The organism is Mucilaginibacter segetis, from assembly GCF_016522075.1.
Classification (GTDB): Bacteria; Bacteroidota; Bacteroidia; order Sphingobacteriales; family Sphingobacteriaceae; genus Mucilaginibacter; species Mucilaginibacter segetis.
The window spans coordinates 1,159,222-1,184,815 of record NZ_JAEHFW010000001.1 but is presented as its reverse complement, the minus strand read 5'-3'; the positions used below and the strand labels follow the sequence as shown (position 1 = coordinate 1,184,815).

The following is a 25,594-nucleotide window of genomic DNA, read 5'->3' as shown; positions in this document are numbered from 1 at the left end:
TATAATTATGGTTTTTGCCACCAAACTTGTGTAGAAATATTATCCGGCCCTTGTGATGCTACTGCGGCCCGGTAATTATCGCCATTGGTAGATTGCACATACACAGGGTAATTTAATCGTGCCGGCATTATACCATTGTTTTTTAGGCCTGCGCCTTTGGGCAATACCGGGTGCCCTGTACGGCGATATTCAAACCAAGATTCCAGATCGGTAAAAAACAGGGAGTAATACTTTTGCAAGTGTATCATCTCCATTTTTTTATCCAAATTGTAGCTATCGTCCCACTTTACCAGATCGTAATTAAAATAATTTGTTGGTACGGTATATCCCCACATTGTAATATCCGCGGTTATACCATCCTGGTAATAGGTTTGAGCAGGTTTTGAGGTAATCCAGCCCTTGGCAGCCGCTTCGGCTAATATAAATTGCACTTCAGCATAGTTAAGTATATTACCCAATAAAGCACTGGTTTGCAACGAAGTAGGCAAGGTTGATTTAGCCTGAGGCATTTCGCCAACAGCGTATCCGCTCGGAACACCGGCATAATCACCTTCAAATAGTGTGGCCCATTTACCGATACGCGGATCGCTCCACTCATTCAGGTTGTTAACAAAGAAACTGGTTAGTTTTGGTGTATACCAATCTGCAGCACGCAGTGTAGCAAACGGCGATACATAAGGTGACTGACCAGTCCACATCAGAATAGCTGAATCATCGTTACTTGCCATTATTGGATATGTAGTTGCCTTAGTATCTACAATCTCTTTTATTTTGGCAGATGAATTTGCTTCATCTTTACCTGACACCCTTAACAACAAACGCAGGTATAAAGAATTACCAAATTTACGCCATTTTGCAGCAATGCCACCGTATACAGGGTCGCTTGCAGATGATACATTTGCACCTGCAGCTAACAAAGTATTAGCCTGTTCCAGTTTAGCAAACAGGTCTTTATAAATATCTTCCTGTTTATCAAACGCGGGGGTGAATAACCCATCCTTAGCTTTATTAGCGTTAAAATAAGGCACATCGCCATACGTATCGGTAAGCATTGAAAACACCCAGGCCTGACAAATAAGTGCAATGCCCTGATAGGTCTGGTTACCGTTATCTACTCCACCCTGATATATATCGTTAAAGTTGGTTAATTCAATATACCAGGCGTTCCATAAATAGTCAGCTTCAGAGTTTCTTATATCATAACGAAATATCTTACCCTCCGAATCGCCCATGTTTACCGTAACCTGCATCAATTCGTTTGTGATACGCTGACTACGGCTCATATTGGCTTTTACAATTGCAGTTATAGCTGGGGCTAAAAGCGCTTCGGGCAAAGCCTTATCGCTCGTATTTGGGTTTACCGCGAGTTCCTCAAAGTCCTTTTTGCATGAGCTAAGCGGTAAAATCGCTATAAAAAAAACTGTGTATAACAGATATAAATACTTTTTCATCATCTTAATCATTATTCTTAATTAAATACCTACTGTTAAATTAAACCCGAATGTGCGTGTTGAGGGGAACTGCCCTAACTCAAAACCCTGAGTTATATAATTATCGTTTAGGGTGCCAAATTCAGGATCGAATACCGGCCATTTGGTAATGGTTAGCAAGTCTCTGCCATAAATACCTATGGTAGCACGGGTCAGTCCTAATTTTTTGACGAATGAAGGTTTAAACGAGTAATCTATCCTGGCCTCTCTCAGTTTCACAAAATCTGTTGAATAAGTACTTCCCTCTACGTTATCCCGACCATAATGTGAATTATAATAGTTGCTTATATCCTGGGCTACCACATCATTCGGCCGGTAGGTACCGTCTGCATTCTGAATTACGCCGTTACCTATTATGCCATTATAGCGCCCGGGCAATGTATTAGTAGTTTTTCCCTGTTCAACCAATACAGCTTCGGTAAGTGAATAGGCTACAGCTCCGTGCTGTGCATCAAAAAGGAAACTTAACGCGAAGTTTTTATAATTGAACTGGTTGCCAATACTTGCCTTCCATTTAGGGCTGGTGTTACCAATATATTTCATATCGGTGGTAAGTTTAGGATAGCCGTTCTCATAAATGATCTGCCCATCCGGCGAACGCTCATAACCTAAACCATACAGATCGCCCATACTGCCCCCAACTGTGGCGATAATTGCGCCACGGCTTCCGGGTCCTTTTTGTAAGGTAAGACTGGTAAGGCTATCAGGTAGCGATAATATTTTATTACGGTTAGATGAAAATGTTGTAGTGATATTCCACTTAAAATCCTTGCTTTTAACAGGTGATCCGTTCGCAGATATTTCGATGCCCTTGTTTTGTACCGCACCGGCATTTATTACCGCAGCGTTTACCCCGGATGAGCGGTCAACAATAGCTGTAAGAATTTGATCCTTAGTGTTACTTTTATATAACGCTATATCAAAACCTAAACGGTTACCAAAGAAACGCACTTCTGTACCAACTTCGTAACTGGTAGTATAAAGGGGTTTCAGGTTAATATTAGCTAATGTGGTTGGATTGGATAACCCGCCGGGAAATGTACTTTCTGAATTGTATGTATACGATGTAAGGTAAGGATCCGTACGACCACTACCCACACCTGATATAGATCCGCGTAGTTTTAAATAAGAAATAGCTTTCGGTAACCTGAACATCTCTGAAAGAATGGCGCTACCATTTACCGATGGATAAAAGAAAGAAACATTGGCTGTTGACGTTGGGCTGGCCAGATTACTGTTCCAGTCGTTACGACCTGTAATATCCAGAAATAAGAAGCTTTTATAACTTGCAGCTAATACTCCATAAAAACTATTTATATCAAATTTGCTTCTGGTTGGCAGGGCTATTAAAACACCCGCTTTATTCGCCAGCGTAAATATTCCGGGATATAATAAAGAGTCGGCCCGCAGTTCATCTTTATTGTAATTGTTTTTAAGCATACTACCACCGGCGGTTAAATTCACGTTGAAATCTTTGCCAATGTCTTTGTTATACCGTAGTAAGAAGTCGTTTGTTATTTCCTGAGAAAAAACGCTTTGAGTACGGTACATACCTTTTTTGAACTTTTCAGTATCATAGGGTCTTTGGGTACTACGCTGATCATAATCAAAGTCCATTGATGTTCTTACCATCAAACTCAGGTCCTTTGTGAAATTATAGGTAGCCTGAATATTACCCGTTAAACTGTTTCGGTTTAAGGTGTTATTCATTTCGTTGGCTATCAGGTAAGGGTTATCAGGATAACTGCTGAACGGATAACTTTGCTTAATATTAGTTTGTCCAGGCAGCCAATAATCTTTTAACCAATCATTTGGTGCATTAGGCTCCCAGAATATGTTCCAGTACATTATAGACTGATTATTATAGCCGGTTGCCGGTAAGTTATCGCTGGTTTTATTGGTATAGTTAATACGGGTTGATATATGGAGTTTGTTGGAGACTTTTTGATCTACCGCAAGAGCAACTGTATTACGTGCATATCCTGTATTAGGTATTATCCAGGAATTTTGAACATTTGTTGCTGAGAACCTCGCAGAAGTTTTGTCGGTACCGCCACTAAGCGTAACAGAGTTTGTATAAGTTTCCCCGTTCTGGAAAAAATTCTTGCGGGCATCAGGGTATGCAACCCATGGTGTACGTTCGGTACCACCTGTGTGCGTTACAGGATCGTATTGAAAGTAAGATTGACCATCGAATTTAGGCCCCCATGCAGAACTGGTGCTACGCGTACTTGGCCCATCTGCCGTAGCGCCGAAGGAATAATAGTTAGCACCTTCTACGCCTTGTCCGTATTCATACTGGTAATCGGGCCAGCGTGAAATACTTTCTAAGGCAGTATTTGAATTAATGGTAATGCTAATTTTCCCATCCTTAGTTTTACCTGATTTGGTAGTAATAACAATTGCACCATTGGCGCCTCGCTCTCCATACAACGCTGCGGCACCCGGCCCCTTTAATACAGTAATACTTTCTATATCTTCAGGATTGATATCGTTTAAACTATTACCAAAGTCAACCGGAGATTCACTATCCAGATAAGCGTTACTTCCACTGCCCAATGTGCGGCCGCTTCCGTTATTGGTAACCACTCCATCTACTACAATGAGCGCCTGGTTTTCACCTGTAAGGTTGCTTTCTCCACGCAATACTATCCTGTTAGAACCTGTAGGACCACCGTTCGAGCGTATGAGGTTAAGACCCGCTACTTTGCCAGATAAGGCATCCGTCCAGTTATTTGATAATGCCTGAGTAAGTTGCTCCCCTTTAACTACGGTAGTTGCATAGCCTAATGCTTTTTCTTCGCGTTTAATACCTAATGCCGTAACCACAACTTCGTTAAGGGCGGTATTTGAAGGATTTAATGTGATGGTTATGCCCGCAGTATTTACATTAAATACTCTTTGTAACACCTCGAAACCCAACATATTAAAAGTTACTTCGGTACCTTTTTGTACAAGTATAGAGAACTTGCCGTTTATGTCTGATGAACCTAAAAAGCTTTTGTTAAGACCTCTTATAGTAACGCTTGCCAAAGGTTGCTTATCATCACCTGATATAATGGCACCACTTACTGTTACCAACTCCAACTTTTTAATTACCAGGTTGCCATTAATGTTTTTTAAACCTACTCCTGCCTGCTGCTCTAATACTAATGCGAGCTTTTCAAAGCTCAAGTTTGGAGATGGCAATGTCACCACTTTACTCATATTTATATCAGCATCAAATGAGACCTTGTAATTGTATCCGCTTTTTAAACGGTTAACTATAGCAGAAATGCTTAGTTGTTTCTTATCAAAACTCAGCCCCTCCGGACTATTATTTTGCGCAAAAAGCTGTACTGAAAACAACAGCATCAACAAGAAAAAGCACGATCTTTTTGGGATAAGTAAAATTTTCGGGTTCATATTTAATTGTTAGAATAATTGTATAGTGTGTTGATCTTTGAATTTATAGTTAATGCCAGTAGCATATTTAAGCCCTTCCATTAGGTTAGCTAATCCGGCATCTTTCATTTCACCGCTGAAACGGGAATGTTTTGTTGCTGAGGGTAGTACTTCTACATCAATATTGTACCACCGGTGTAATTTTTCGGCTATCTGATAGGCATTGTCATCTTTAAAAAACAGTGCTTGATTCTGCAGAGCCGCAGCATCATTATAGGTTACTGTTGTAATAGCTGTTTTTTTATTATTGGGCTGGTAGGTTAATTTTTGCCCCGCCTTTAAAAAATAAGTGTGCTGACTGGCTGTTATACCCACTAAGCCTGATGCCACTTTGATTTCAGCAGGAAGTCCGTTTTTACTGGAATAAACATTAAAGGAGGTGCCTAAAACCGATACCTGCAGGTTATTAGTTGTATAAATGATGAATGGCTTTTTCGGATCGTGTTTTACATCAAAAAATGCTTCCCCCGATAAGTGAATAATTCTTTTATCGGCACCGAAATTATCGCCGTATTTAATGCTTGAGCCGGGTGTCATGTAAACTTGAGTACCATCGGGCAGCAAGGTGTTTCCGCGAGTATCAACGGGCGCCTGTAAAGTCACCAAGTCAGCCTTTGTACCTGATGTACTGTTTTTCACATACATCCAGCCCAATACTGCAAATAATAAGAAGCTTGCAGCAATGCCCAGGTAACGGTATAGTTTTATGGGTTTTACAAATGGCGATGTTTCAAATATCCTGTCGAGCAGGTGCAGCCATTGTTCATCAATATCAGTCTCTTTCAGCGGCTGATGCAGTTGATCTTTTCGCTTTTGCAGATATTCCAGCAGGTAAGCATTTTCCTTCTGTTGTTGCAACCATTCCTCAACCTGAGTAGCCTCAAAATTGCTGGCTTCTTTATTAATGTATCTAAGCAGTAGTTCCCAGTTCACTCTTTTAACTTTATTTAAAGAGGTATAAAGGGTTGCTTTCCACCAAAACAAATCGTTAATTGTTTATTAACTTTTTGTTAAGTGCCATTTTAAACAAAAGCCGGATATACCGGCCTTTGTTTAAAATTTTGTTTGTATTAAACAGCTAATTCTTGACTATAAGTGTTACCAAACCTGTCGGTAGTTACAACCTTAATATTTTTGGCATTGGCATCAGGTGTTGCAAAAAATAAGTGATCCGTTAAAGTAGGGTCAACAAACTTATGCTTTTTAGGCATTGCGGGGCCTTCGTATAATTCTACTGCCCATGGATCAAAATCTACGCGTTGTTCCATGGCACCTTTCAAAACACCGTCCTGATACCACTCTACTTTCCATTTCGGATCCCAGTTCCATACATTTGCAACAATGGCATCAGGTGCGGTTTTTAACCTTCCTTTTTCATAAACCTTTAACTGATATTCTCTGGGTTTCCCTGTCGATTTATAATACCAGCTAATCTGGTCTCCGTTCACTTCATAAACAGCATAACCCTCTGGTGTACCATCAGTACAAATTGGACCTGTCCACCAGGCACCGCATACCGTACCATGAACATGCTCTATCATATTATCCTTTTCCCATTTTTCATTCATATGTGTGTGACCTGACATAAAATGAACATTATATGGAGCAAGCAACTTATACAACTGTTCCCGATTAGCTACAACCCCGCCTATCTCCTCCTCCTTTAATTTATTGCGGCGTTGTACACCTGTAAAGGTTGGAATATGCAGAGATACAACCAAAGTACTCCCGTGCTTAACATTAGCCAGATCCTGCTCCAGCCATTGCAATTGATTTTCTGTTAAATAACCAATGTATCTTTTAGCTGTACCTATAAAGAAAACATCATCTAAGCATATGTAGTGGACATTTCCCCGGTTAAAAGAATAATAAGTTGGTCCGTAATTATCTTTAAATGTACGTGCCGAATAATCATCGGTACGGGCGTCTAGATCCATATCATGATTACCTATGAGATTAAAGAACGGTATGCCTGAAATATCAACAGCTTTTTTATAATCTTCAATAAGTTCAAAATGGTCCCAAACTAAATCGCCACAGCCAATGGCATGGAATAATGAACCTGCAGGATAATTACTTACCAGTTGCTTAAGATCGGGCGCAGCCTGAGTAACCAGTACTTCGGCATCTTTTTTTGATATCATTTGCGGATCGGCCCATACCACAAAATTGTGTTTGCGGTCATCGGTTTCCAGTTTTTCTAACCGGAAATCGGCATTGTAAGTTGATTTGCTGCTATCTATCTTTTTATAAAAATCTGCTATTCCTTTTTGATGCGGAAATGCATAGCCGGCCGGTACTGAAATATAAACAAATTCAGCAGCCTTGTTACTTAACAGTGTGTAATTACCACTTTTATCGCTAAGTGTGATGTTCATCCCATCAGTTACGGCAACTCCTGCTATACCGCTGCCATTATGATGGATTCTCCCCTTTAACGTGATATTTGCGACACCCGGCTTTTCACTAATAACAGGCGAAGCATTTATTACGGCACAAGGTGCAGTTAAAGCGGCACCTGTAAGACCCAGGTTTTTTATAAAATCCCTTCTGTTTATCATGTATTTTGATTTTTATATATTAGAACTAAGTAGAAGAGTTGGGTTACCACCTTTTTCACAAAAAGAAACTATTGTGAAATTGTAAAGATTATGTTAATCAACATTAATCCGCTTGCAATAGTGGCTTTATCAAGCTGACTATGATTTACAGCATGGCTTAATTGTTCTATAGCTTCGCGCATATTATATTCCACATTTTTTTCGGGAATGTCCATCACATTTGCAATCTCATAATTCTTCAGACCCAACAAACGCAATTCTATCATTTCGCGTCGCTTTGCGGGTAATTTATTAATGAGTTCGTCTACAATTTTTATTGATTGCTTTGCTACAAATCGTTCAAAAGGATTATAACTATCTGACGGTATGTTAAATGCATCGTCCGGAAGTTGCGAAATTTGATTTTGAGCAGTAAGAGCTTTTAATGCACCATTGCGTGCCGATCTGAATAAATATGGCTTTATATTAGCTATCTGCAACTTATTCTTTTGCTGCCAAAGATTAAGAAAAAGGTCAGAAAGCACATCTTTTGACAGCTCCTTATCTTTTATTATGGAGTTAACATATCTATACAAAGGTGTATAGTTGTCTTTAAATATGCTTTCAAACCCATCTAATGTTACAACCACCGACATATTTTCTGCATCCATAATACTTGCAAAATAAGCCTTGGCATGTTTATAAATCACAACATCATTGTTAAGTTTATATTAATTTACCCTTTCTTTAGTGTTTAACACATTTGTTACAAATAATTAACGCCTTTTATGGGTAAGAAAAACTGACAAAAGGATGAACATGATTTATTATTTATCACCGTACATTTGCCTAACGGTGTTAAATTATTTTATACCGTAATTAATAATGGCAAGTAAGGATAGGATACAACGCTTAAAAGATGAAACCAGGATCAACATTCTGGACGCTGCGCTTAAAATCGTAAAAGAGGATGGGTGGCAGGCTTTAAGTATGCGGAAAATTGCTGATGTTATTGAATATACCGCACCTATTATATATGAATACTTTGCCAATAAAGAAGCTATACTACTGGAGCTTACCCGTAAGGGCTATTTACTTTTAGCAAAAGATTTGCAGGAAGCTAAAAGCAAACATCGTTTACCGGCAAAACAGTTAGAGGCTATGTGGCTGGCTTATTGGAACTTCGCTTTTGCAAACAAGGAGCTTTACCAGGGAATGTTCGGTGTAACTACTAATTGCAGTTGCGAACTGGTTAATGATTTACCTGAAGCGGAAATTCCCTGGGATATGTTTAGTACCGCAATTGGGGAACTGATGAACATAGATGATATGGATTCGGATGTGATATGTACAAAATACTACACCTTTTGGTCTGTTGTACATGGTCTGGTTTCTATTAATATACTTAGCCGCGGTTCATCTGATGAAATTAACCGCCAGGTGTTAAAAGATGCGATCACAGGGATAATAAGATCTATTACACCATAATTTTTTTAATAAATTTATAATATTGTTAAATTATTTAACGCTGTTAAATTATAAATATCCACTACTATAATTAAGAATAATATGCCACTAAACCATTCTGAAATGCGCCATATACTTAACAACGTTAAACAATTTAATACCGTTAATAAAACTATAACAACAACCGACTCCATATATATTAACAGCCTTCGGGCAACTTTTAATCCTATTAGCTCACAATCAAAATTTATTATCATGAAAATTATACTAACAGCAATTATTGCCATATCATTATTCAGTTGCTCACCCAAGCCGCAAACGGCGCAGGCGCCGCCGCCACCATCGTTACCTGTTGCCAGTGTAACATCGGGGACCGAAACCACTTACCAGGAATATCCCGCATCAATAGAAGGTACTGTTAACGTGGAGATACGCCCGCAGGTAAGCGGTGCTTTAGACAAGGTGTTTATTGACGAAGGTGCTTTTGTATCGGCTGGCGAACCTTTATTTAAAATTAACGACCAACCTTACCGCGCTCAACTAAATAACGCAATTGCCAGTTTGCACGCCGCCCAGGCAGCTATGTTAAACTCCCAATTGGAGATAGACAAGCTGACCCCGCTTGTGCAAAACAAGGTAATATCCGACTATCAGCTTAAAACAGCCAAAGCAACCAACGAAATAGCAAAAGCTAACATTGAACAAGCAAAAGCTAATGTAAGTACCGCTAAAATAAATTTAGGGTATACATTAATCAAAGCACCTGTAAGCGGCTATATTGGTCGGTTACTTAAAAAACAAGGCAGTTTGGTTTCCCCTACTGATGTTGAGTCACTTACTCAATTATCTGACGTGCATAATGTACATGTGTACTTTTCACTTGGCGAAAAGGACTTTGTAAGTTTTAAAGAACAATATCCTGGAGAAACGTTGAAAGACAAATTAAATCAACTGCCACCTGTTGATCTGCTTCTGGCTGATAACAGCGAATATGCCAAAAGCGGTCGTATTGATATGATAGATGGTCAGTTTGATAAAAACACCGGGGCTATTACTTTAAGAGCCAGTTTTCCTAATACTCAAGGCTTATTACGATCAGGCAATACAGGCAAAATCCGCATTGGACTTCAACACAAAAACGCTTTAATAGTTCCGCAATCTGCAACTGTAGAAATGCAGGACAAAACATTTGTTTTTGCTGTAACTGATAGTAATAAAGTAAAAAAACAACCTATTACCATTGCAGGTAAAGTGGGCAGCAACTACCTGGTTACTGATGGTTTAAAAACAGGCGATCAAATTGTATTGAGCGGTTTTGACCGTTTACAAGAAGGTACCGTTATCCATCCGGAAAAAGCAAAGGATAACGTGGCTCAGAATTAATTCCAATCATTTAAAAAATCACAACAATGTTTAAGATATTTATTAAAAGGCCTGTATTAGCAACAGTAATCTCCATATTATTGGTGATACTGGGCATAATCAGTCTTACAAAGTTGCCTTTACAGCAGTTTCCTGATATCGCCCCTCCGTCGGTATTGGTAACCGCTGTTTATCAGGGCGCCAATGCGGAAACTGTATTGCGTTCCGTAGCACCATCATTAGAGGAATCTATTAACGGTGTAGAGAACATGAGTTATATGAGTTCGACCGCAAGTAATGATGGTAGTTTAGCTATTACTGTATACTTTAAGCAGGGTACCAACCCCGATCAGGCTGCGGTAAACGTACAAAACAGGGTAACACAAGCTACCAGCCAGCTACCTGCCGAAGTTGTACAACAAGGCGTTACTACCACCAAACAACAAAACAGCTTAATTGGTGCCGTCGGGATATATACCGAGGATCCGAAAAAGTATGACCAGACCTTTGTTGCCAATTATGCGCAGATCAACATTATCCCCGAGTTAAAGCGTATCCCTGGCGTGGGCTCAGCTACCATATTTGGTGGGGTGAAGGACTATTCGATGCGGATATGGTTAAACCCCGGTCAAATGGCTGCGCACAATGTTACCCCAGCTGAAGTAAGCGCAGCTATTCAGGATAAGAATCTGGAAGCTGCTCCGGGTAAGTTTGGAGAGCAAAGTAAGGAGACGTTTGAATACGTAATTAAATATAAAGGCAAACTTACTAAGCCCGAAGATTATGAGAATATAGCTATTCGGGCTAATGCAGACGGGTCAGTATTACATTTAAAAGATGTGGCACGGGTAGAATTAGGAACCTACTCCTATTCAAGTTTCTCACACCTTAACGGACACGATGGTGTGGCTATTGGTATAATTCAATTGGCTGGTTCAAACGCTAATGAAATACAGATAGCGGTGGATAAACTGATGGAAAAAGCTTCTAAAGATTTCCCTTCAGGTATTAAATACAACAATTTCTATCGTACCAAAACAGCACTTGATGAATCAATAACCCAAGTGAAACATACGCTGATAGAAGCATTTATATTGGTTTTTATTGTAGTATTTATTTTCCTTCAGGATTTCCGGTCCACGTTGATACCGGCCATAGCTGTGCCGGTAGCTATTTTAGGAACGTTCTTTTTTATGCAGTTGTTTGGTTTTTCCATCAACTTACTTACACTTTTCGCATTGGTGCTGGCAATCGGTATCGTTGTGGATGATGCTATTGTAGTAGTTGAAGCGGTACATGCCAAAATGGAACATAAGGGCTTAGCGCCAAGGGCAGCTACTACCGAAGCCATGCATGAAATTACGGGGGCCATAATTTCTATAACGCTGGTGATGGCTGCAGTATTTTTACCTGTGGGCTTCATGACCGGTTCATCAGGTATATTTTATCGTCAGTTTGCCTTTACCATGGCCATAGCGATATTAATATCAGCTGTTAACGCCTTAACTTTAAGTCCGGCACTTGCCGCATTGTTTTTAAAGAGCAATCATAAAGAAGGTGAAGGTAAAAAGGGCTTTAAAGAAAAATTTTACGCTGGTTTTAACACCAGTTTCAACGCTATCAGTAACCGCTATATCGGCGGTCTTAAATTCCTTATCAATCATAAATGGGTTAGTTTGTCGGGATTAGCCATTGTAATTGTTGCAACAGTTTTTCTGATAGGCAATACTAAATCAGGTTTCATCCCTACCGAAGATCAGGGTTTTATAGCCGTTTCTGTTTCCACACCTTCCGGAACGTCGTTAAATGGCACATCAAAGATCTTGAAACAGGCAGAGGACGCAGCTCGCGGTTTACCCTCTGTAAGATTTGTTGCGGCCATTGGTGGTTTTAACTTGTTAACCAACTCTACAAGTCCATCGTCGGCTATATTTTTTGTATTGTTAAAACCAAATGACGAAAGAGGTGATGTTAAGGACATTAACGCTATACAGGATGATCTAAGAGGCAAACTCGCCGCTGTAACAGGAGGCTCCTTTTTTGTATTTAGTTTCCCCACAGTACCTGGTTTTAGTAATGTGGAAGCATTAGATTTAATTGTACAAGATAAAACAGGCGGCAAGCTGGACAAATTTAGTGGTGTGACCAATAATTTTATTGGCAAACTGATGCAGAAGAAGGAGATAGCTTATGCTTTCACATCATTTAAGGCCGATTATCCGCAATTACAATTAGAAGTTGACGATGAAAAAGCCAACCAGTTAGGTGTAAGTGTTAAAGATATCTTACAAACCATGCAGGCTTACTTTGGTAGTGCACAGGCATCAGATTTCAATCGCTTTGGCAAGTACTACCGCGTAATAATGCAGGCTGATATTGGCGACAGAACCAACCCTGCATCTATTGATCGGGTATTTGTGAAAAACAAAACCGGAGATATGGTGCCTATTAATACGCTGGTAAAATTAAACCGAGTATACGGCTCCGAAACGGCATCGCGCTACAATCTGTTCAACTCCATTGAGATCAATGCTATACCTAAGCCGGGCTATAGCTCTGGTGATGCCATACGAGCGATAAAAGAAGTTGCTAAAGACGAACTTCCATCGGGTTTTGCATATGAATTTACCGGGCAAACACGTGAAGAGATCAGTTCAGGCGGCCAATCCACCATTGTATTCCTGATGTGTTTAATCTTCGTATATTTTCTGCTATCCGCTCAATATGAAAGTTACATATTGCCATTAGCCGTTATATTATCCATACCTACAGGGATACTGGGTGTATTTATAGCATTAGGCTTTACAGGGATCGAAAATAATATATACGTACAGGTTGCCCTCATCATGTTAATAGGCTTGCTGGCTAAAAACGCTATTCTTATTGTAGAATTTGCAGTACAGCGTCGAAAAGCAGGACAATCACTTGTTGCTTCTGCTATAGAAGCTGCGAAGTTAAGGTTACGCCCAATTGTGATGACGTCCCTGGCGTTTGTATTTGGTTTATTCCCAATGAGTATTGCAACGGGTCCGTCGGCTCAAGGTAATCATTCTATAAGTATAGGCGCTGCAGGTGGAATGGTTTCGGGGGTAATACTTGGTTTATTTATCATACCTGTTCTGTTTGTGATATTCCAGAGTTTGCAGGAAAAAGTAACCGGGGTTCCGGTAGCGGTTTTGATGGAAGGACATCACGAAAATAATAAGACCGGTGAGCATATTAATTTATTGCAGGATGAATATACATCCTAACATTGGTAGTCATCGGCTTAAAAAGTATCAACTTATAAATTAGAAAAAATGAAAAAATATATAAACAGCCTGGGATTTATACTGCTTATCCTGAGCGCCTGTAATGTGACCAGAAATACGGAAACACCCAAACCCGAACTACCCGTAACATTTAATGATGCAACAACCTTGGGTGACACCAGCAGTATAGCCGACATCCAATGGAAAAATTTCTTTACAGATGCCACCTTACAACAATTAATAGATACCGCGATAGCTAAAAATTATGATATGCAAATAGCAGTTAAAAATATCGAGGCTTCGCAACTATTATTTAAACAGGTAAACTGGAACTATGTACCGGAAGTTAACCTTAACATTACGGCAAGCAGTAACCACCCGTCAGACAATAGCTTAAATGGTTTGAGTTTAAACCAGTATAATATTGGCAAAAAACATATTGAAGATTATTCGGCCAACCTGGCCCTTTCCTGGGAGGCTGACATATGGGGTAAGATTCGTAATCAGAACAAAAGCGCATTGGCTACCTATTTGCAAACAGTTGAGGCGAAAAAGGCCATACAAACCAATATAGTTGCCAGTGTATCACAGGGGTACTATAATCTTTTAATGCTTGACGAACAACTTAACATTGCAGAAAGGAATGTTAAGCTTAATGATAGTACGCTGCGCATTATACGTCTGCAGTATGACGCAGGGCAGGTAACATTGCTGGCTGTGCAGCAAGCAGAAGCACAACGGCAGACCGCAGCCCAGCTTGTTCCGCAGTTTGAACAAAACATAAGTATACAGGAAAATGCATTACGAATACTTACAGGTGAATTGCCAAATACGATTACAAGGAACTCTATACTTGATCAGCTTGTAATACCTGAGAATTTACCTGCAGGCTTGCCATCAGCAATAGTAAGTCGCAGGCCGGATGTGAGGAGTTCAGAATTACAACTGAACATTGCAAATGCCAGGGTTGGTATAGCGGGAGCTAATATGTATCCATCGTTAAATATTACAGCAAGCGGCGGAGTAAACTCGTTTAAGGCCAGCAACTGGTTTAATGTACCTGCATCATTATTCGGAGTAGTGGCAGGCGGAATTGTACAACCACTATTGCAACATAAACAATTGAGCACCCAATATAAAGTTGCAAAGGTGGAGCGAGAGGAAACGGTACTGCGTTTCAGGCAATCTGTTCTAAATGCTGTTGGCGAAGTTTCAGATGCTTTAGTGAAGATCCAAAAGCTAAAGGAACAAAAGGAAATAGCCATAAACAGGGTAAACACCTTACAAAAGGCCACCAACAATGCTGATCTTCTTTTTAAGAATGGCATTGCTAACTACCTGGAGGTAATAACCGCACAAAGCAATGTACTACAGGGCGAACTGGAACTTGCTTCTATAAAAAGAGACGAACTAAGCGCTGTTGCCGAACTCTATCGCGCATTAGGCGGCGGTTGGAAATAATTTAAGCCTATAATTTATATGCTAAAAGCTACCGGATGTCAATGATATTCCGGTAGCTTTTTTATTAGCAGCGATCAATAGTTTATTAGTTCTAAACTGACGGGCCCAATTAAGCCTGACGACTCCAGTCCGGTTTGTGGATTATAAGGGTTATGTATGGTCCATGTTTTTCGTTGATCCTCCGGAAGGATACTATCCCCGATAAGCCTGTTAACCCATGTATTTACCACCTTCACCTCCAATGTATTTTCACCTGCCTTTACCGCGTTAGTTATATCAACTTTGTAGGGAGCTGTCCAAACGCCGCCAACAGGTTTCCCATTTACAATTACCTTAGCAATGGCCCTTGCCATGCCCAGGTCAAGTATTACGCTTTGGCCTTTGGCAACTTTACCAATGTTAAACTTATTGTGGTATACAGCAGTGCCTGAATAATAACGTATACTATCGTTAGGATTGATTGTCCAATCGGTAAGTTTTGTAAAAACTACAGGTTTAGCAGGCCCACGCATTTTGCTGTCAAAATTAACAACCCAGGGGCTGTTAATTGTAATTACTTTGGATGGAGCAGGATAGTTTTGCTTACCTGATTGTATCCCCCGGGCAGCATCTTTCCTGAAAACGATAAAGGCACTTTCTAATGGCGCCAGCTCTACAGGAACTGTAGTAGTTAATTCCGTTTGTGTATAAACAGGAAGATCGCGCATGCTGCCGTTAAGCGGATCCCATAACTCAGGCTGCTTACCTGTTATCCGGAATTGCGGTGAAATTTTCACCGATGATGGCTTTTGATTGGAGATAAAATAGACAGAACCGTCTGCTATCGCTCTGTGAATAAACAAAATGGAATCACTTTTGGTAACTTTTGCGTCAGGTATAACATTTATAGCATCCAAAGCTTCCTGCAATTGCAAGTTACTCATCACCATACCCTTACCCACATGATTGGTTTTTATGGTGGTGCCATTTATATTCCCCCAAAGCTCATCGGCCAGTTGTCTCACTTGCACATCTGCTTCGGGGTATCCCTGCAAACTTGGAGAAACCTCAGGTTTAGGCCCTAATATTACTGCACCCTGCATAACCAGTTCTTTTATTTTTCGCAAAAGTTCCGGACGCATGGTTTTTAATTGCGGCAACACCAAAATACTGTATTGCATACCATCAGGCAATACCAGCCTGCCACCTTTTACAGTGAGCCTGGCTTTTATTACCTCTCCGTTTATATAATCAAATGAATATCCCTGTGGCAATACCGGAGATTGTACACCCGTCATTTTTGGGGCATCCTCACTTATAAAATAAGCCACATCTGCAACGTATTTACCTTGCTGCAACATCATATTGCAGCGTTTGATGTATTTCAGAAATATATCCATATCATAAAACCAGGTATTTAACCGGTTAAAATCATTGCCAAAATAAGCGTTAACGCCCGGTGCTTTGTCTTCATATGGCTGGCTTACATATACATGAAGTAAAGTATTATTAATGCCTTCGGTAAAAAAACGGTCGGCGCGTTGTTTCATCATTGCCGGATAACGGTAATAAGGAAGCCCGGCACAAGTAAATGACTCGGCCGAAACCTTGGTTTTACCGTAAATATGCGCCGCAGATGAAGCTGCCCGGTTCTCGATATTACCTAAACTGCCTTCGCTCCAAAACTCTCCCCCTACTTCGTCAGATTGACTACCGTATTGCAGAAATTCACCCGGAAATCCCCAATGTCCATAATTCTCCAGCCATGTGGTTAAGCCGTGTTCATGACTCACCTCTCGCAAGCCTCCAACATACTCATATGCTACATTGTCGGCAACAAAGCGTCGCAGGTCCCATAAGAAACGATCAGACTTATTCTCGCTTCCTACCACTTTGCCCTGCAGCACCGGAATATACGGAGTTGGATCGTAGCCGTAATGCTGCTTAAATTTTTCAATAAGTCCGTCTGTCCAGTTCTGCCCGCCGGTCTCATAACTATCTTCAACAGTTACCTTCCACGTTTTACGATCTTCAGGAGGTATGCGTTTTAATATCTGGCCCAAAAAAGCATCGAAATGTTCCGTAATATGTTTTTTGCTCATTTTATCCGCTTCTAAGCCTGTTGCTATTGGAGATGCCGGACCATTTTGTACGTTAGTAGGTGTCATCCCGCTGCGCTCTATCATCCAATTACCCGGTGGCACATCCCAGGTCAGGGTTCCGTCGGAAGTCATATATTGGGAAATATCTAAAACTTTTGAAGGGTCGATAACCAGGTTATTATTTGCAAACGCCGGTTGTGCAGGCCACTGGTAAGCATCCCAATATGGGAAGGGAGTCTGCCACATTTTAGCTAATGATTTTTCTATATAATCTTCTACAACGGGCGTACCCGATAGTTTAAGTTCTGTAATACCACAACCCTGGGATACCTTTGTAAACAACACCCTGAAATTTTTTGATGTGGTAGCCGGGATTGCTATTGCAGCCGGACCGTAAGGAGCAAATCCCACATTAAGGTTACTGTTGCTCCTATCAACTATAAAATGCTTTATGGTAGTATAGGTGCCATTGTTATTCACCTGTATATCCCCTTCAAGGGTCATGGTGTTATGGGCGGGCACAATAACTAAACTGCGCGCAGTATATGTTTTAGCTGATTTTATATCAATAGCGTAATGGGTCTGCTGGGTAAAAATTATCCCTGTAGTATCATTATTATCGATAAGCTTATTAATCCCCTCTATAGCAGGTGTTGAAATTATACTTGGTTTAAGAACATCTATGGTACTTAAATAGTCATCCGCAACGGGATACGCTATCACCTTTACATCCTGAAAATTCTTTGCCGGGGTGGCAAGTTTACCGTGAAATTTGAAAGGCCCTTTAATTTTAAGTTCCGAGGAGGTGAGGTACCGCATAGCCTGCTCAGGCTTTACCCAAGGTCCGCCAGACTGGCTCCAGCCCGGGCTGTTAAATATGCCTATTTCTATATTTAATTCAGTAGCTTTTTTTAACGCGGCGTGTAATATATCCCACCACTCGTCCGAGAATATTTTAACCTTACCAGCGGGTACATCATCCTGCCATATATTACCAATAAAGGCACGATTTATTCCCACTTTTTTCATGGATTCCAGATCATGGATCACGCCTCTTTTTGATACGTTATCAGATATCCAGTACCAGTAAACGCTTGTTTGGATGGAATCGGGCGCAGTCATGAAACCTGTTTCGAGCGGCGTCATGTGAGCAACGGGAATAACTGCGGCTTTCTTTTTTGTAATACAGGCGCTTAAACCTGATAGTATAATTATCAGTAGTAAATAAACATATCCTTTTTTACGTGTTGTAACAAACATATAATGAAGTGGTTAGTGTTTTATTAAAGTAACCTCCAAAACCTCACGGTATAAGCTCAACTCAAAAATTATTAAAAAAATATTCAGGTTTATATAAGAGCCGCGGCAAGGCGGATATATACTAACAAGTATAAATTTATAAAGTGGTTAAACTATCCCCATCTGTACCCGTTGTGTGGCAATTCTAAGGGAATGTTTATAGTAAATTACAGATAACTTATAACGACTCCCGTATGATGGTATTGAAAGGCACCTTTATATGTTCGGTAGAATTATTAAGCACCAGTTCTGCCGCTTTTTCTCCCATAAATTTAAAATCGGTAGATATTGTGGTTATTCCTTTTAATATCAACCGCTTTAAAGGGGTTTCGTTGTAGGAGATCACGCCTATATCTTCCCCTATCTTACAGCCTGAACTTACTGCCTTATCTATCAGGCTAACCAGATCTGCTTCAGTAAGCACGATATACAAACTTTTTTTAAGTACCTTCTCGTTTTTAAGATCAGAGATGATCTCATATTCGCAATTATATGTTTTGCAGTAATTTAAAAAACCGATCAAAATATCAGTAGAAAAATAGCTTTGTTTTGGAAACACAATACTACAGGTATCGTACTGCTTAATTTTTTCGGTTAACCCAACCAATGCGTTAAAAATATCGCTTTCAAAATCTTCGTAAACAGCTCCAAATTTATCGGTAACCCCATTTACCAGCTTACCCATTAGTATCAGTTTGCTTTTTGGCACTTCGTTTATTACCTCAAAGGCATTATCAGCTTTATCAATAAAATGGGGTACTATTACAAATTTGTCGTACTTATCTAACTTTTCGAGCAGGAGTTTTTTAAAAAAGTTAAAATTACTGTTGTAGATATAAAAATCTATAGAAGCTTTTTGATCAAGTGACCCGGCAAAGGCATCATACATTAATTTTTTGTGGCTGCTTAATTTGTTAAACAGCAATAACACTTTAACAGGCTGATCTACCCGGGTATTGGAGATAAAATATCCCTTACCGGGAATTGAGGAGATCACCCCGATTTTTTTTAAATCGTTATAGGCGCGGGTAATAGTATTTCTTGAAATATCCAACGCAATACTCAAATCATTTATAGAGGGCAGTACGTCGTTCTGATCAATTTCATTTTCTTCTATGCCTCTTAATATGGAATTATATAATTGTGCATAATAAGGGGTAATGGAGTACTCATCGATCTTTAATATTTTTAAAAAGTTCCTCATTATACTTACAACCTAATTATTTAACTACCATAATTAGCTATTATTTTTGATATCCTATTCAACAATATTAAAATGATAACTGCCTGCCGGTATATTACACCTGCTTATATTTTTTATTTGTATACCATTTAAAGTAACTTTTGATACCTGTTTCGGAAAACTAATGGTAGCCGAAGAGTTAGCCGGAACAACCACATCATAAATAACTTTTTTGCCCGACCTTTTCCATGAAGAAACTATTTTACCAAAAGGCCCGTTGTGTGTTGCAGTAAAATAATTCAGTTCGGTAACAAAGTTTGGTTTAAGCAGGATATTTTTAAAGCCGGGATGGGTTTCATCAGGCAATATTCCTCCCAAACCTTTAAAGAACCAGCCACCTATTTCTCCAAACATCATGTGGTTTAAAGAGATATCCCGGGCGGCGTCAATTTTCCAGTTCTCGTAAAGGGTGGTAGCACCGTTAACTATCCACCAGCCCCATGAAGGATAGGTATCCTGAGCAGCCAGTTTATAAGCTGTTTCGGCCTGACCATTATTGCTTAAAGCATTCAAGATAGCCTTGGCGCCTAAAACGCCCACATCAAGGTGCATGCCATCCGCAGCCACGCGGTCTGCCAGGTTTTGCGCCACTTTAGCCTTATATTCCTCGGGCACTATACCCCATTGCAAAGCCATGCTTAGTTCAGTTTGCACACCTTTGTCGTACATGGCGGTAGCCTTGTTAAAGTATTTATCGTTTATCGCCTTTTTTATTTTTGCAGCTAATGCGGTATAGTGCTCATAGTCGGCTTTTTTGTTAAACAGCTTAGCAGCCTTTGCCATAATACCTGCATCAACATAAAAATAAATGGAGGAGGTGTATTCCAGAGATGATGATGATTTAACCGGTACCCAGTCGCCACGCCCAAAAACCGTAAGGCCCGAAGGACTTATGCCGTCAACATAATCGACATACGATTTTATGTTCTTGTAATTATCGAACAGGGGTTTGCTATCGCCGTAAAACAAGTACAAATTCCATGGGATAATAGCTATGGTGCTTGTCCAGTCGGTACCATTTGCACTGCCATATCCCCACCCTCCTGTTGGAATAATATCCGGCAATACGCCATTAGGCTGCTGCTCATCGCGATGATCGGCCAACCATTTTTCATAGATGGTTATACCATCAAAATTAAATAAGCCCGTTTCCACCGCGAAGTGGCCGTCACCGGTCCAGCCGTTTTTCTCGCGCTGTGGACAATCTGTAGGATAACCCATCAGGTTAGACAAGTAGGAATTATTGGTTGCCCACCACAGCCTGTTTATCAGCGGGTTTGATGAACTGATGGTGCCGACAGCAGGCACATCGCTATGCATAAAATATCCCGTAACATCTTCTTTATGAAGCTCGATAGGTTTACTGCTGGTAATTTCTACATACTGAAAGCCCTTGTAATTAAACTTAGGCATAAACTCTACTTCACCCTTACCATTCAATATTACAATATCGGTTTGGAAAGGGTCGCTTTTATCTTTGGGTGTGTAGTAAACATCAATGTTAGACATATCTACATGCCCGTTAGGATACAGCCTTTCGCCGTGTTTAATACGTACTACTGTACCGCTGTCGCCTCTTAGCTTTACTTTGGTTACCCCGGCAATATTTTGGCCGATATCAAAAACATATGTGGTATCGTCAAATTTCCTGATAGATTTTGCAGGCAGTTCGTCCACATTTCTAATAGGGTACATTACCTGGCTTACTATATTTTTTGATGGTGCTGAGCGTAGCATGGTACCCTTCCAATTTTTATCATCAAAATCAACAGTGCTCCAGCCGGGCATATCTAAACGACTGTCGTAATGTTCGCCGGTATAAATACTATTTGAAATGATGGGACTGCTATGTGTTTTCCAGCTATCATCTGTTGACACAATTTCAGATGTGCCATCATCGTAAGTGATGTGCATATCTAAACAAAACGCCGGGCGATTACGCCAGGGTGCTCTATCGAAATTCCACACCGCCAACGATTGCATATTATACCAGCCATTACCCAAAAGCACACCGATGGCATTTTTACCTTCGCGAAGTTGGCTGGTAACGTCATAGGTAACGTAAAGGTTTCTTCGGTCGAACCGGGTGTACATCGGGTCGAGCCGGTGATCCCCCACCTTATTACCATTAATATATAATTCATACAACCCGGCAACCACGATATAAGCACGTGCCGACTTTATTTTTTTTGATGTCTTGAACACTTTACGGAAATATGGCGCGGGTTTAGTATTAATACTGCCATAGTCGCTTATCCAGTTGCCCCGCCAGTTGGTCATTTGCATCATACCTGTTTCAAAACTGGCTATGCGACTTTTACTCAGTTTTACACCCGCTTTGTTCCAGATATTAACACTCCAGTAGTATTTGGTAAAAGGCTGCAGTGGTTTACCGTTATAAACAATATTGCTATTAGCAGAGCTTATTCTTCCTGAATCCCATACCCCGGCTATATTTTTTGATAGCTGAACAGAATCTGTACTTACCAATACCTGATAGGCGGTTTGTTTGGCACCTTGCGTAGGGTCGCCCATTTGCCAGTTTAAGCGGGGATGTGCCGCATCAATACCCAGCGGTGCATCTAAATGCTCACACTGCAAGGCTATTGCCCCGCTTTGGGCATTAACCGGCGATGAGATTACCGAGGTAAGGAAAAGGGCGGTTAAAACCAGTAGTTTGCCCGCATTCTTAATTTTTAATAAGTATAACATCATAACATATATAAAAGCATTTTCAGCCTATGAGTAGTATCCTGATTAAACGGGATTTGCAACATACAAAAATGGGAGCCATATTACATATAAGAGTAATGATCCAGGCAATTTTTAAATTATTTCGTGGAGGTGTCCGACAGATTAAACACTATTGAATTATCCTCGGGGTTTAACCTAAATACCACACCATTTCCGGGTTTTGAAAAGGATCCCTTATCTGCTTTAACCACATAATTCATTCCTTCAAACCGGCAATCCAACTCATTGGCTTTAATCTCATCAAACGGCAACTTAGCCGACGAGGATGTGGTCAAATCAAAATACCATGGATACCTTTTACTGCTCACCATTTTTATCTTCAGCATTTTCTCATCCAGATCCATCTCAACCGAACCTTTTATAGTGATTAACGGCCATGATATATGTAAGGAGCCTGGGCTGGTATGGGTATAAACCGGTTCGCCTCCCTTTAGTAATACTTCTTTACCGTCAATAACAGCCTTTAACCTTAATCCGGCTATTTCGTTGCTTTTACTCCAAATATATCCATCAACAACTGGGAGTGTAAAAAACACGCATTCGTTTGATGTAGCCACTTTGGAATGATAAGCAGAAGGGAAATTCTCGTTAAACAAGTGCAGATCGCGTATGCGGAGACTACCGTTTTCCCATATAAAATTAACCCGGTAAAAACGACTGTTGAACCAAGCTGTTTTAAGATCGCTGCCCTCTATATCCTTACTCACCGTAAAAGATGTAGGCGGCGTAACTTTGTATTTACTCTTAAACCATCGGCCGGATTGTTCCATAGTTTCCACCTTTATCTTATGTTCATCCCTTAAACGGGCAATCAGTGGCATTTGTAACTCAAAGCCTTTAGCCATAGCGTCCCAGGTAAAGGAGTTCTCCTGCCCCGCTTGTGTATAATTAAATCCTAATGCTTTATCCTCTGTAAACGATTTTAAAAACCAGTTAACCCAAGTAGAATCGCCACCGCCAAATTTATAAACCGGCTCCAGCGTAACCACGCCCTGGCGGGTTGTTCCCAAACCATTATCATACTGGCGTATGGGATCGCTGCCCAGCATCCTGAAAATAGGTACCGGGATTTGGTTTTCTGCATTCTGCGCCGGCATGTAAGAATTGATCTTACTTGGATAATAAGCCTGGTTCCAGTAACCGCCCCAAAGGGTGTAACCGTCGGTACCATATTGATCTTTGCAATTACTTGATGCTACAATATGATATTTTTCATACATATAGTTTAAACTGTAACTATCAATAAACCATGAGCCAACAGATTTAGGATAATAGCCGAATATATTTTTAAAATCAGCCATGTACACATCTATAAGCTTCTCCCGCTCTTTAGGAGTGTACCCTGTAGAAAAACCAATATTGGCCCGCCAGTCCCAGGGGTACCGCCCACGCCATTTAAGACCGGCTTTTTCTACCAGCGGTTGCGGAATTTCCCACCAGCCACCTATTTCGAATGAATCGCGGGGTAAGGATTTTAATAGTTTTTGGTATCGCGGATCCATTAAGGCATCGTATTGCAACAAAAAAGTACCGCCAAGCTTATATTTTTTCATGATATCTACCTGCTTGACAACGGTTTGGTATAAAACATCTTCGGTAATTGCCGGATCACGCGGCTCCAGTAGACGGATAAAGTTGACAATATTTACAATTTTCGGTGTTTCAGTTTCCTTTTCTGCTGTTGCATTTGCATTATTATTGGTACAGCAATAAAAAGAACTAAATAAAAAAAGGCAAATAAATCCGCCTGTAATTTTCCGCAGTTTACTGTTGAGTGTAATTTTCATTGATTGTGACTTATGTATTATTGTTTTAGCCTACCTTTTAATCGGATATTCAATAAAACAATAGAAATACTGGTTTATAACGATAACAATAATATAGTTATCTTAGCAAATAACCATACCCATCCTTACCTATATAAATCATATACACCTGATAATTAATCGGTTTTTGAATAAAAACTTTTATATATCCCAATTATCCAGTGCGAAATTACCGCGCTATTAACTGGTATCTGTTGGTAACAGATGGGGATGGTTAAATAAAGTGTTAGGTATATACTTGTAATTCGATCTATAAACCAATACTAAATTATGCAGGCAATATTTGGCATTATATTCCACTTTGTTGGTGGGTTTGCTTCGGGAAGTTTTTACATCCCGTTTAAAAAAGTAAAAGGATGGGCCTGGGAGAGTTTCTGGATAGTTGGAGGTATTTTTTCATGGCTGATCGTTCCGCCGCTGGCTGCATGGCTTACCATACCAAACTTTACTGAGATCATAAAAGCAACCAACGGACATATCTTGTTATTAACCTATTTCTTCGGCGTATTATGGGGAATAGGCGGGCTTACCTACGGCTTAGGTGTACGATACTTAGGGGTAGCGTTAGGCAGTACTATTATTTTAGGGCTGTGCGCTGTTTTTGGCTCCATCATACCGTCTGTATATTATAACTTCTTTCCTCAAGAGGGTAAAGACACCTTCAGCATGATGCTGAGCAATCCGTGGGGCCAAATGGTGCTATTGGGAATAGTAATAAGTGTTATCGGCATTATAATTTGCGGAAAGGCCGGTATCATGAAAGAAAAAGAGCTGACAAAAAAAAATATTGTTGGCGCCGAAAACACAGAGTACCGTTTTGGGTTAGGAATTTTTGTAGCGATAGTATCGGGTGTATTAAGCGCCTGTTTTAATTTCGGGATAGAAGCCGGGAAAACCATGGCCGAAACCGCAAATGCAGTATGGCAGGCTTCACACCCCGGTCAGGGAAACTTTTTATTTCGGAACAATGTTACTTACGTAGTGCTGTTATGGGGAGGCCTTACTACTAATTTTATTTGGTGCATGATATTAAATGCCCGTAATAAAACATTCAGCAATTATACAGATGCAAAAAAACCGCTGTTAAAAAACTATTTCTTTTCCGCACTTGCAGGCATCACCTGGTTTTTGCAGTTCTTTTTTTATGGAATGGGCGAAAGTAAATTAGGAAATGGTGCAAGCTCCTGGATACTGCACATGGCCTTTATCATACTTATTGCTAACGCTTGGGGCTTAGTGCTTAATGAATGGAAAGGGGTAAGCAAAAAGGCTATTTATACAGTAGTAGCGGGTATAGCAACCATTATTATTTCGGTATTGGTAGTTGGATATGGTAATTCAATAAAATAAATAATTAAAATTTATACATAATACAA

The 25,594-nt window shown here is 40.2% G+C and carries 14 protein-coding genes; 5 read left to right on the top strand and 9 right to left on the bottom strand.

The features are described 5' to 3' along the window. Nucleotides 1-5: 5 nt before the first annotated feature. From I5M19_RS05445 to I5M19_RS05425, 5 genes are all read right to left on the bottom strand, one after another. Nucleotides 6-1,454: a SusD/RagB family nutrient-binding outer membrane lipoprotein gene (locus I5M19_RS05445; protein WP_200065019.1), complete on the bottom strand. Its 1,449-nt coding sequence runs from the start codon at nucleotides 1,452-1,454 to the stop codon at nucleotides 6-8. Nucleotides 1,455-1,472: 18 nt separating this feature from the next. Beyond that, on the bottom strand, nucleotides 1,473-4,895 hold the full coding sequence (locus I5M19_RS05440; protein ID WP_235985768.1) for a SusC/RagA family TonB-linked outer membrane protein: 3,423 nt from the start codon (nucleotides 4,893-4,895) through the stop codon (nucleotides 1,473-1,475). A 9-nt stretch (nucleotides 4,896-4,904) separates the two neighbouring features. Then, nucleotides 4,905-5,918 carry a FecR family protein gene (locus tag I5M19_RS05435; RefSeq protein ID WP_200065016.1) on the bottom strand — a complete coding sequence of 338 codons (1,014 nt, stop codon included), beginning with the start codon at nucleotides 5,916-5,918 and terminating at the stop codon, nucleotides 4,905-4,907. Nucleotides 5,919-6,004: 86 nt separating this feature from the next. Further along, the gene (locus I5M19_RS05430; protein ID WP_214653024.1) at nucleotides 6,005-7,495 is read right to left on the bottom strand and encodes a calcineurin-like phosphoesterase C-terminal domain-containing protein; all 1,491 of its coding nucleotides are present in this window, start codon (nucleotides 7,493-7,495) and stop codon (nucleotides 6,005-6,007) included. A gap of 68 nt (nucleotides 7,496-7,563) precedes the next feature. After that, complete coding sequence (locus I5M19_RS05425) at nucleotides 7,564-8,145, bottom strand: sigma-70 family RNA polymerase sigma factor (RefSeq protein ID WP_200065013.1); 582 nt, start codon at nucleotides 8,143-8,145, stop codon at nucleotides 7,564-7,566. 214 nt (nucleotides 8,146-8,359) lie between these two features. Here I5M19_RS05425 and I5M19_RS05420 point away from each other — a divergent pair, with 214 nt between their 5' ends. From I5M19_RS05420 to I5M19_RS05405, 4 genes are all read left to right on the top strand, one after another. After that, nucleotides 8,360-8,962 (top strand): TetR/AcrR family transcriptional regulator, encoded by a 603-nt coding sequence (locus tag I5M19_RS05420; protein WP_200065010.1) that lies wholly within the window; start codon nucleotides 8,360-8,362, stop codon nucleotides 8,960-8,962. A 234-nt stretch (nucleotides 8,963-9,196) separates the two neighbouring features. Then, the gene (locus I5M19_RS05415) at nucleotides 9,197-10,324 is read left to right on the top strand and encodes an efflux RND transporter periplasmic adaptor subunit (protein WP_200065007.1); all 1,128 of its coding nucleotides are present in this window, start codon (nucleotides 9,197-9,199) and stop codon (nucleotides 10,322-10,324) included. A gap of 26 nt (nucleotides 10,325-10,350) precedes the next feature. After that, nucleotides 10,351-13,554: an efflux RND transporter permease subunit gene (locus I5M19_RS05410; protein WP_200065004.1), complete on the top strand. Its 3,204-nt coding sequence runs from the start codon at nucleotides 10,351-10,353 to the stop codon at nucleotides 13,552-13,554. Nucleotides 13,555-13,602: 48 nt separating this feature from the next. Further along, entirely contained in the window at nucleotides 13,603-15,015 is a 1,413-nt protein-coding gene (locus I5M19_RS05405; RefSeq protein WP_200065001.1) for an efflux transporter outer membrane subunit, read from the top strand. Nucleotides 15,016-15,089: 74 nt separating this feature from the next. Here the strand turns inward: I5M19_RS05405 and I5M19_RS05400 are convergent, their stop codons facing one another. The 4 genes from I5M19_RS05400 to I5M19_RS05385 form a co-directional block, all read right to left on the bottom strand. Continuing rightward, complete coding sequence (locus tag I5M19_RS05400) at nucleotides 15,090-18,356, bottom strand: glycosyl hydrolase (protein WP_235985767.1); 3,267 nt, start codon at nucleotides 18,354-18,356, stop codon at nucleotides 15,090-15,092. Between the two features lie 217 nt (nucleotides 18,357-18,573). After that, the gene (locus I5M19_RS05395) at nucleotides 18,574-19,599 is read right to left on the bottom strand and encodes a GntR family transcriptional regulator (RefSeq protein WP_200064998.1); all 1,026 of its coding nucleotides are present in this window, start codon (nucleotides 19,597-19,599) and stop codon (nucleotides 18,574-18,576) included. 54 nt (nucleotides 19,600-19,653) lie between these two features. Next, nucleotides 19,654-22,353 (bottom strand): alpha-L-rhamnosidase, encoded by a 2,700-nt coding sequence (locus I5M19_RS05390; RefSeq protein WP_200064995.1) that lies wholly within the window; start codon nucleotides 22,351-22,353, stop codon nucleotides 19,654-19,656. 116 nt (nucleotides 22,354-22,469) lie between these two features. After that, the gene (locus I5M19_RS05385) at nucleotides 22,470-24,179 is read right to left on the bottom strand and encodes a hypothetical protein (protein WP_200064991.1); all 1,710 of its coding nucleotides are present in this window, start codon (nucleotides 24,177-24,179) and stop codon (nucleotides 22,470-22,472) included. Nucleotides 24,180-24,488: 309 nt separating this feature from the next. On the opposite strand from I5M19_RS05385, the gene rhaT reads away from it, so the two are divergent. Further along, entirely contained in the window at nucleotides 24,489-25,568 is a 1,080-nt protein-coding gene (gene rhaT, locus I5M19_RS05380) for an L-rhamnose/proton symporter RhaT (protein WP_200064988.1), read from the top strand. The last annotated feature ends 26 nt before the right edge of the window (nucleotides 25,569-25,594 follow it).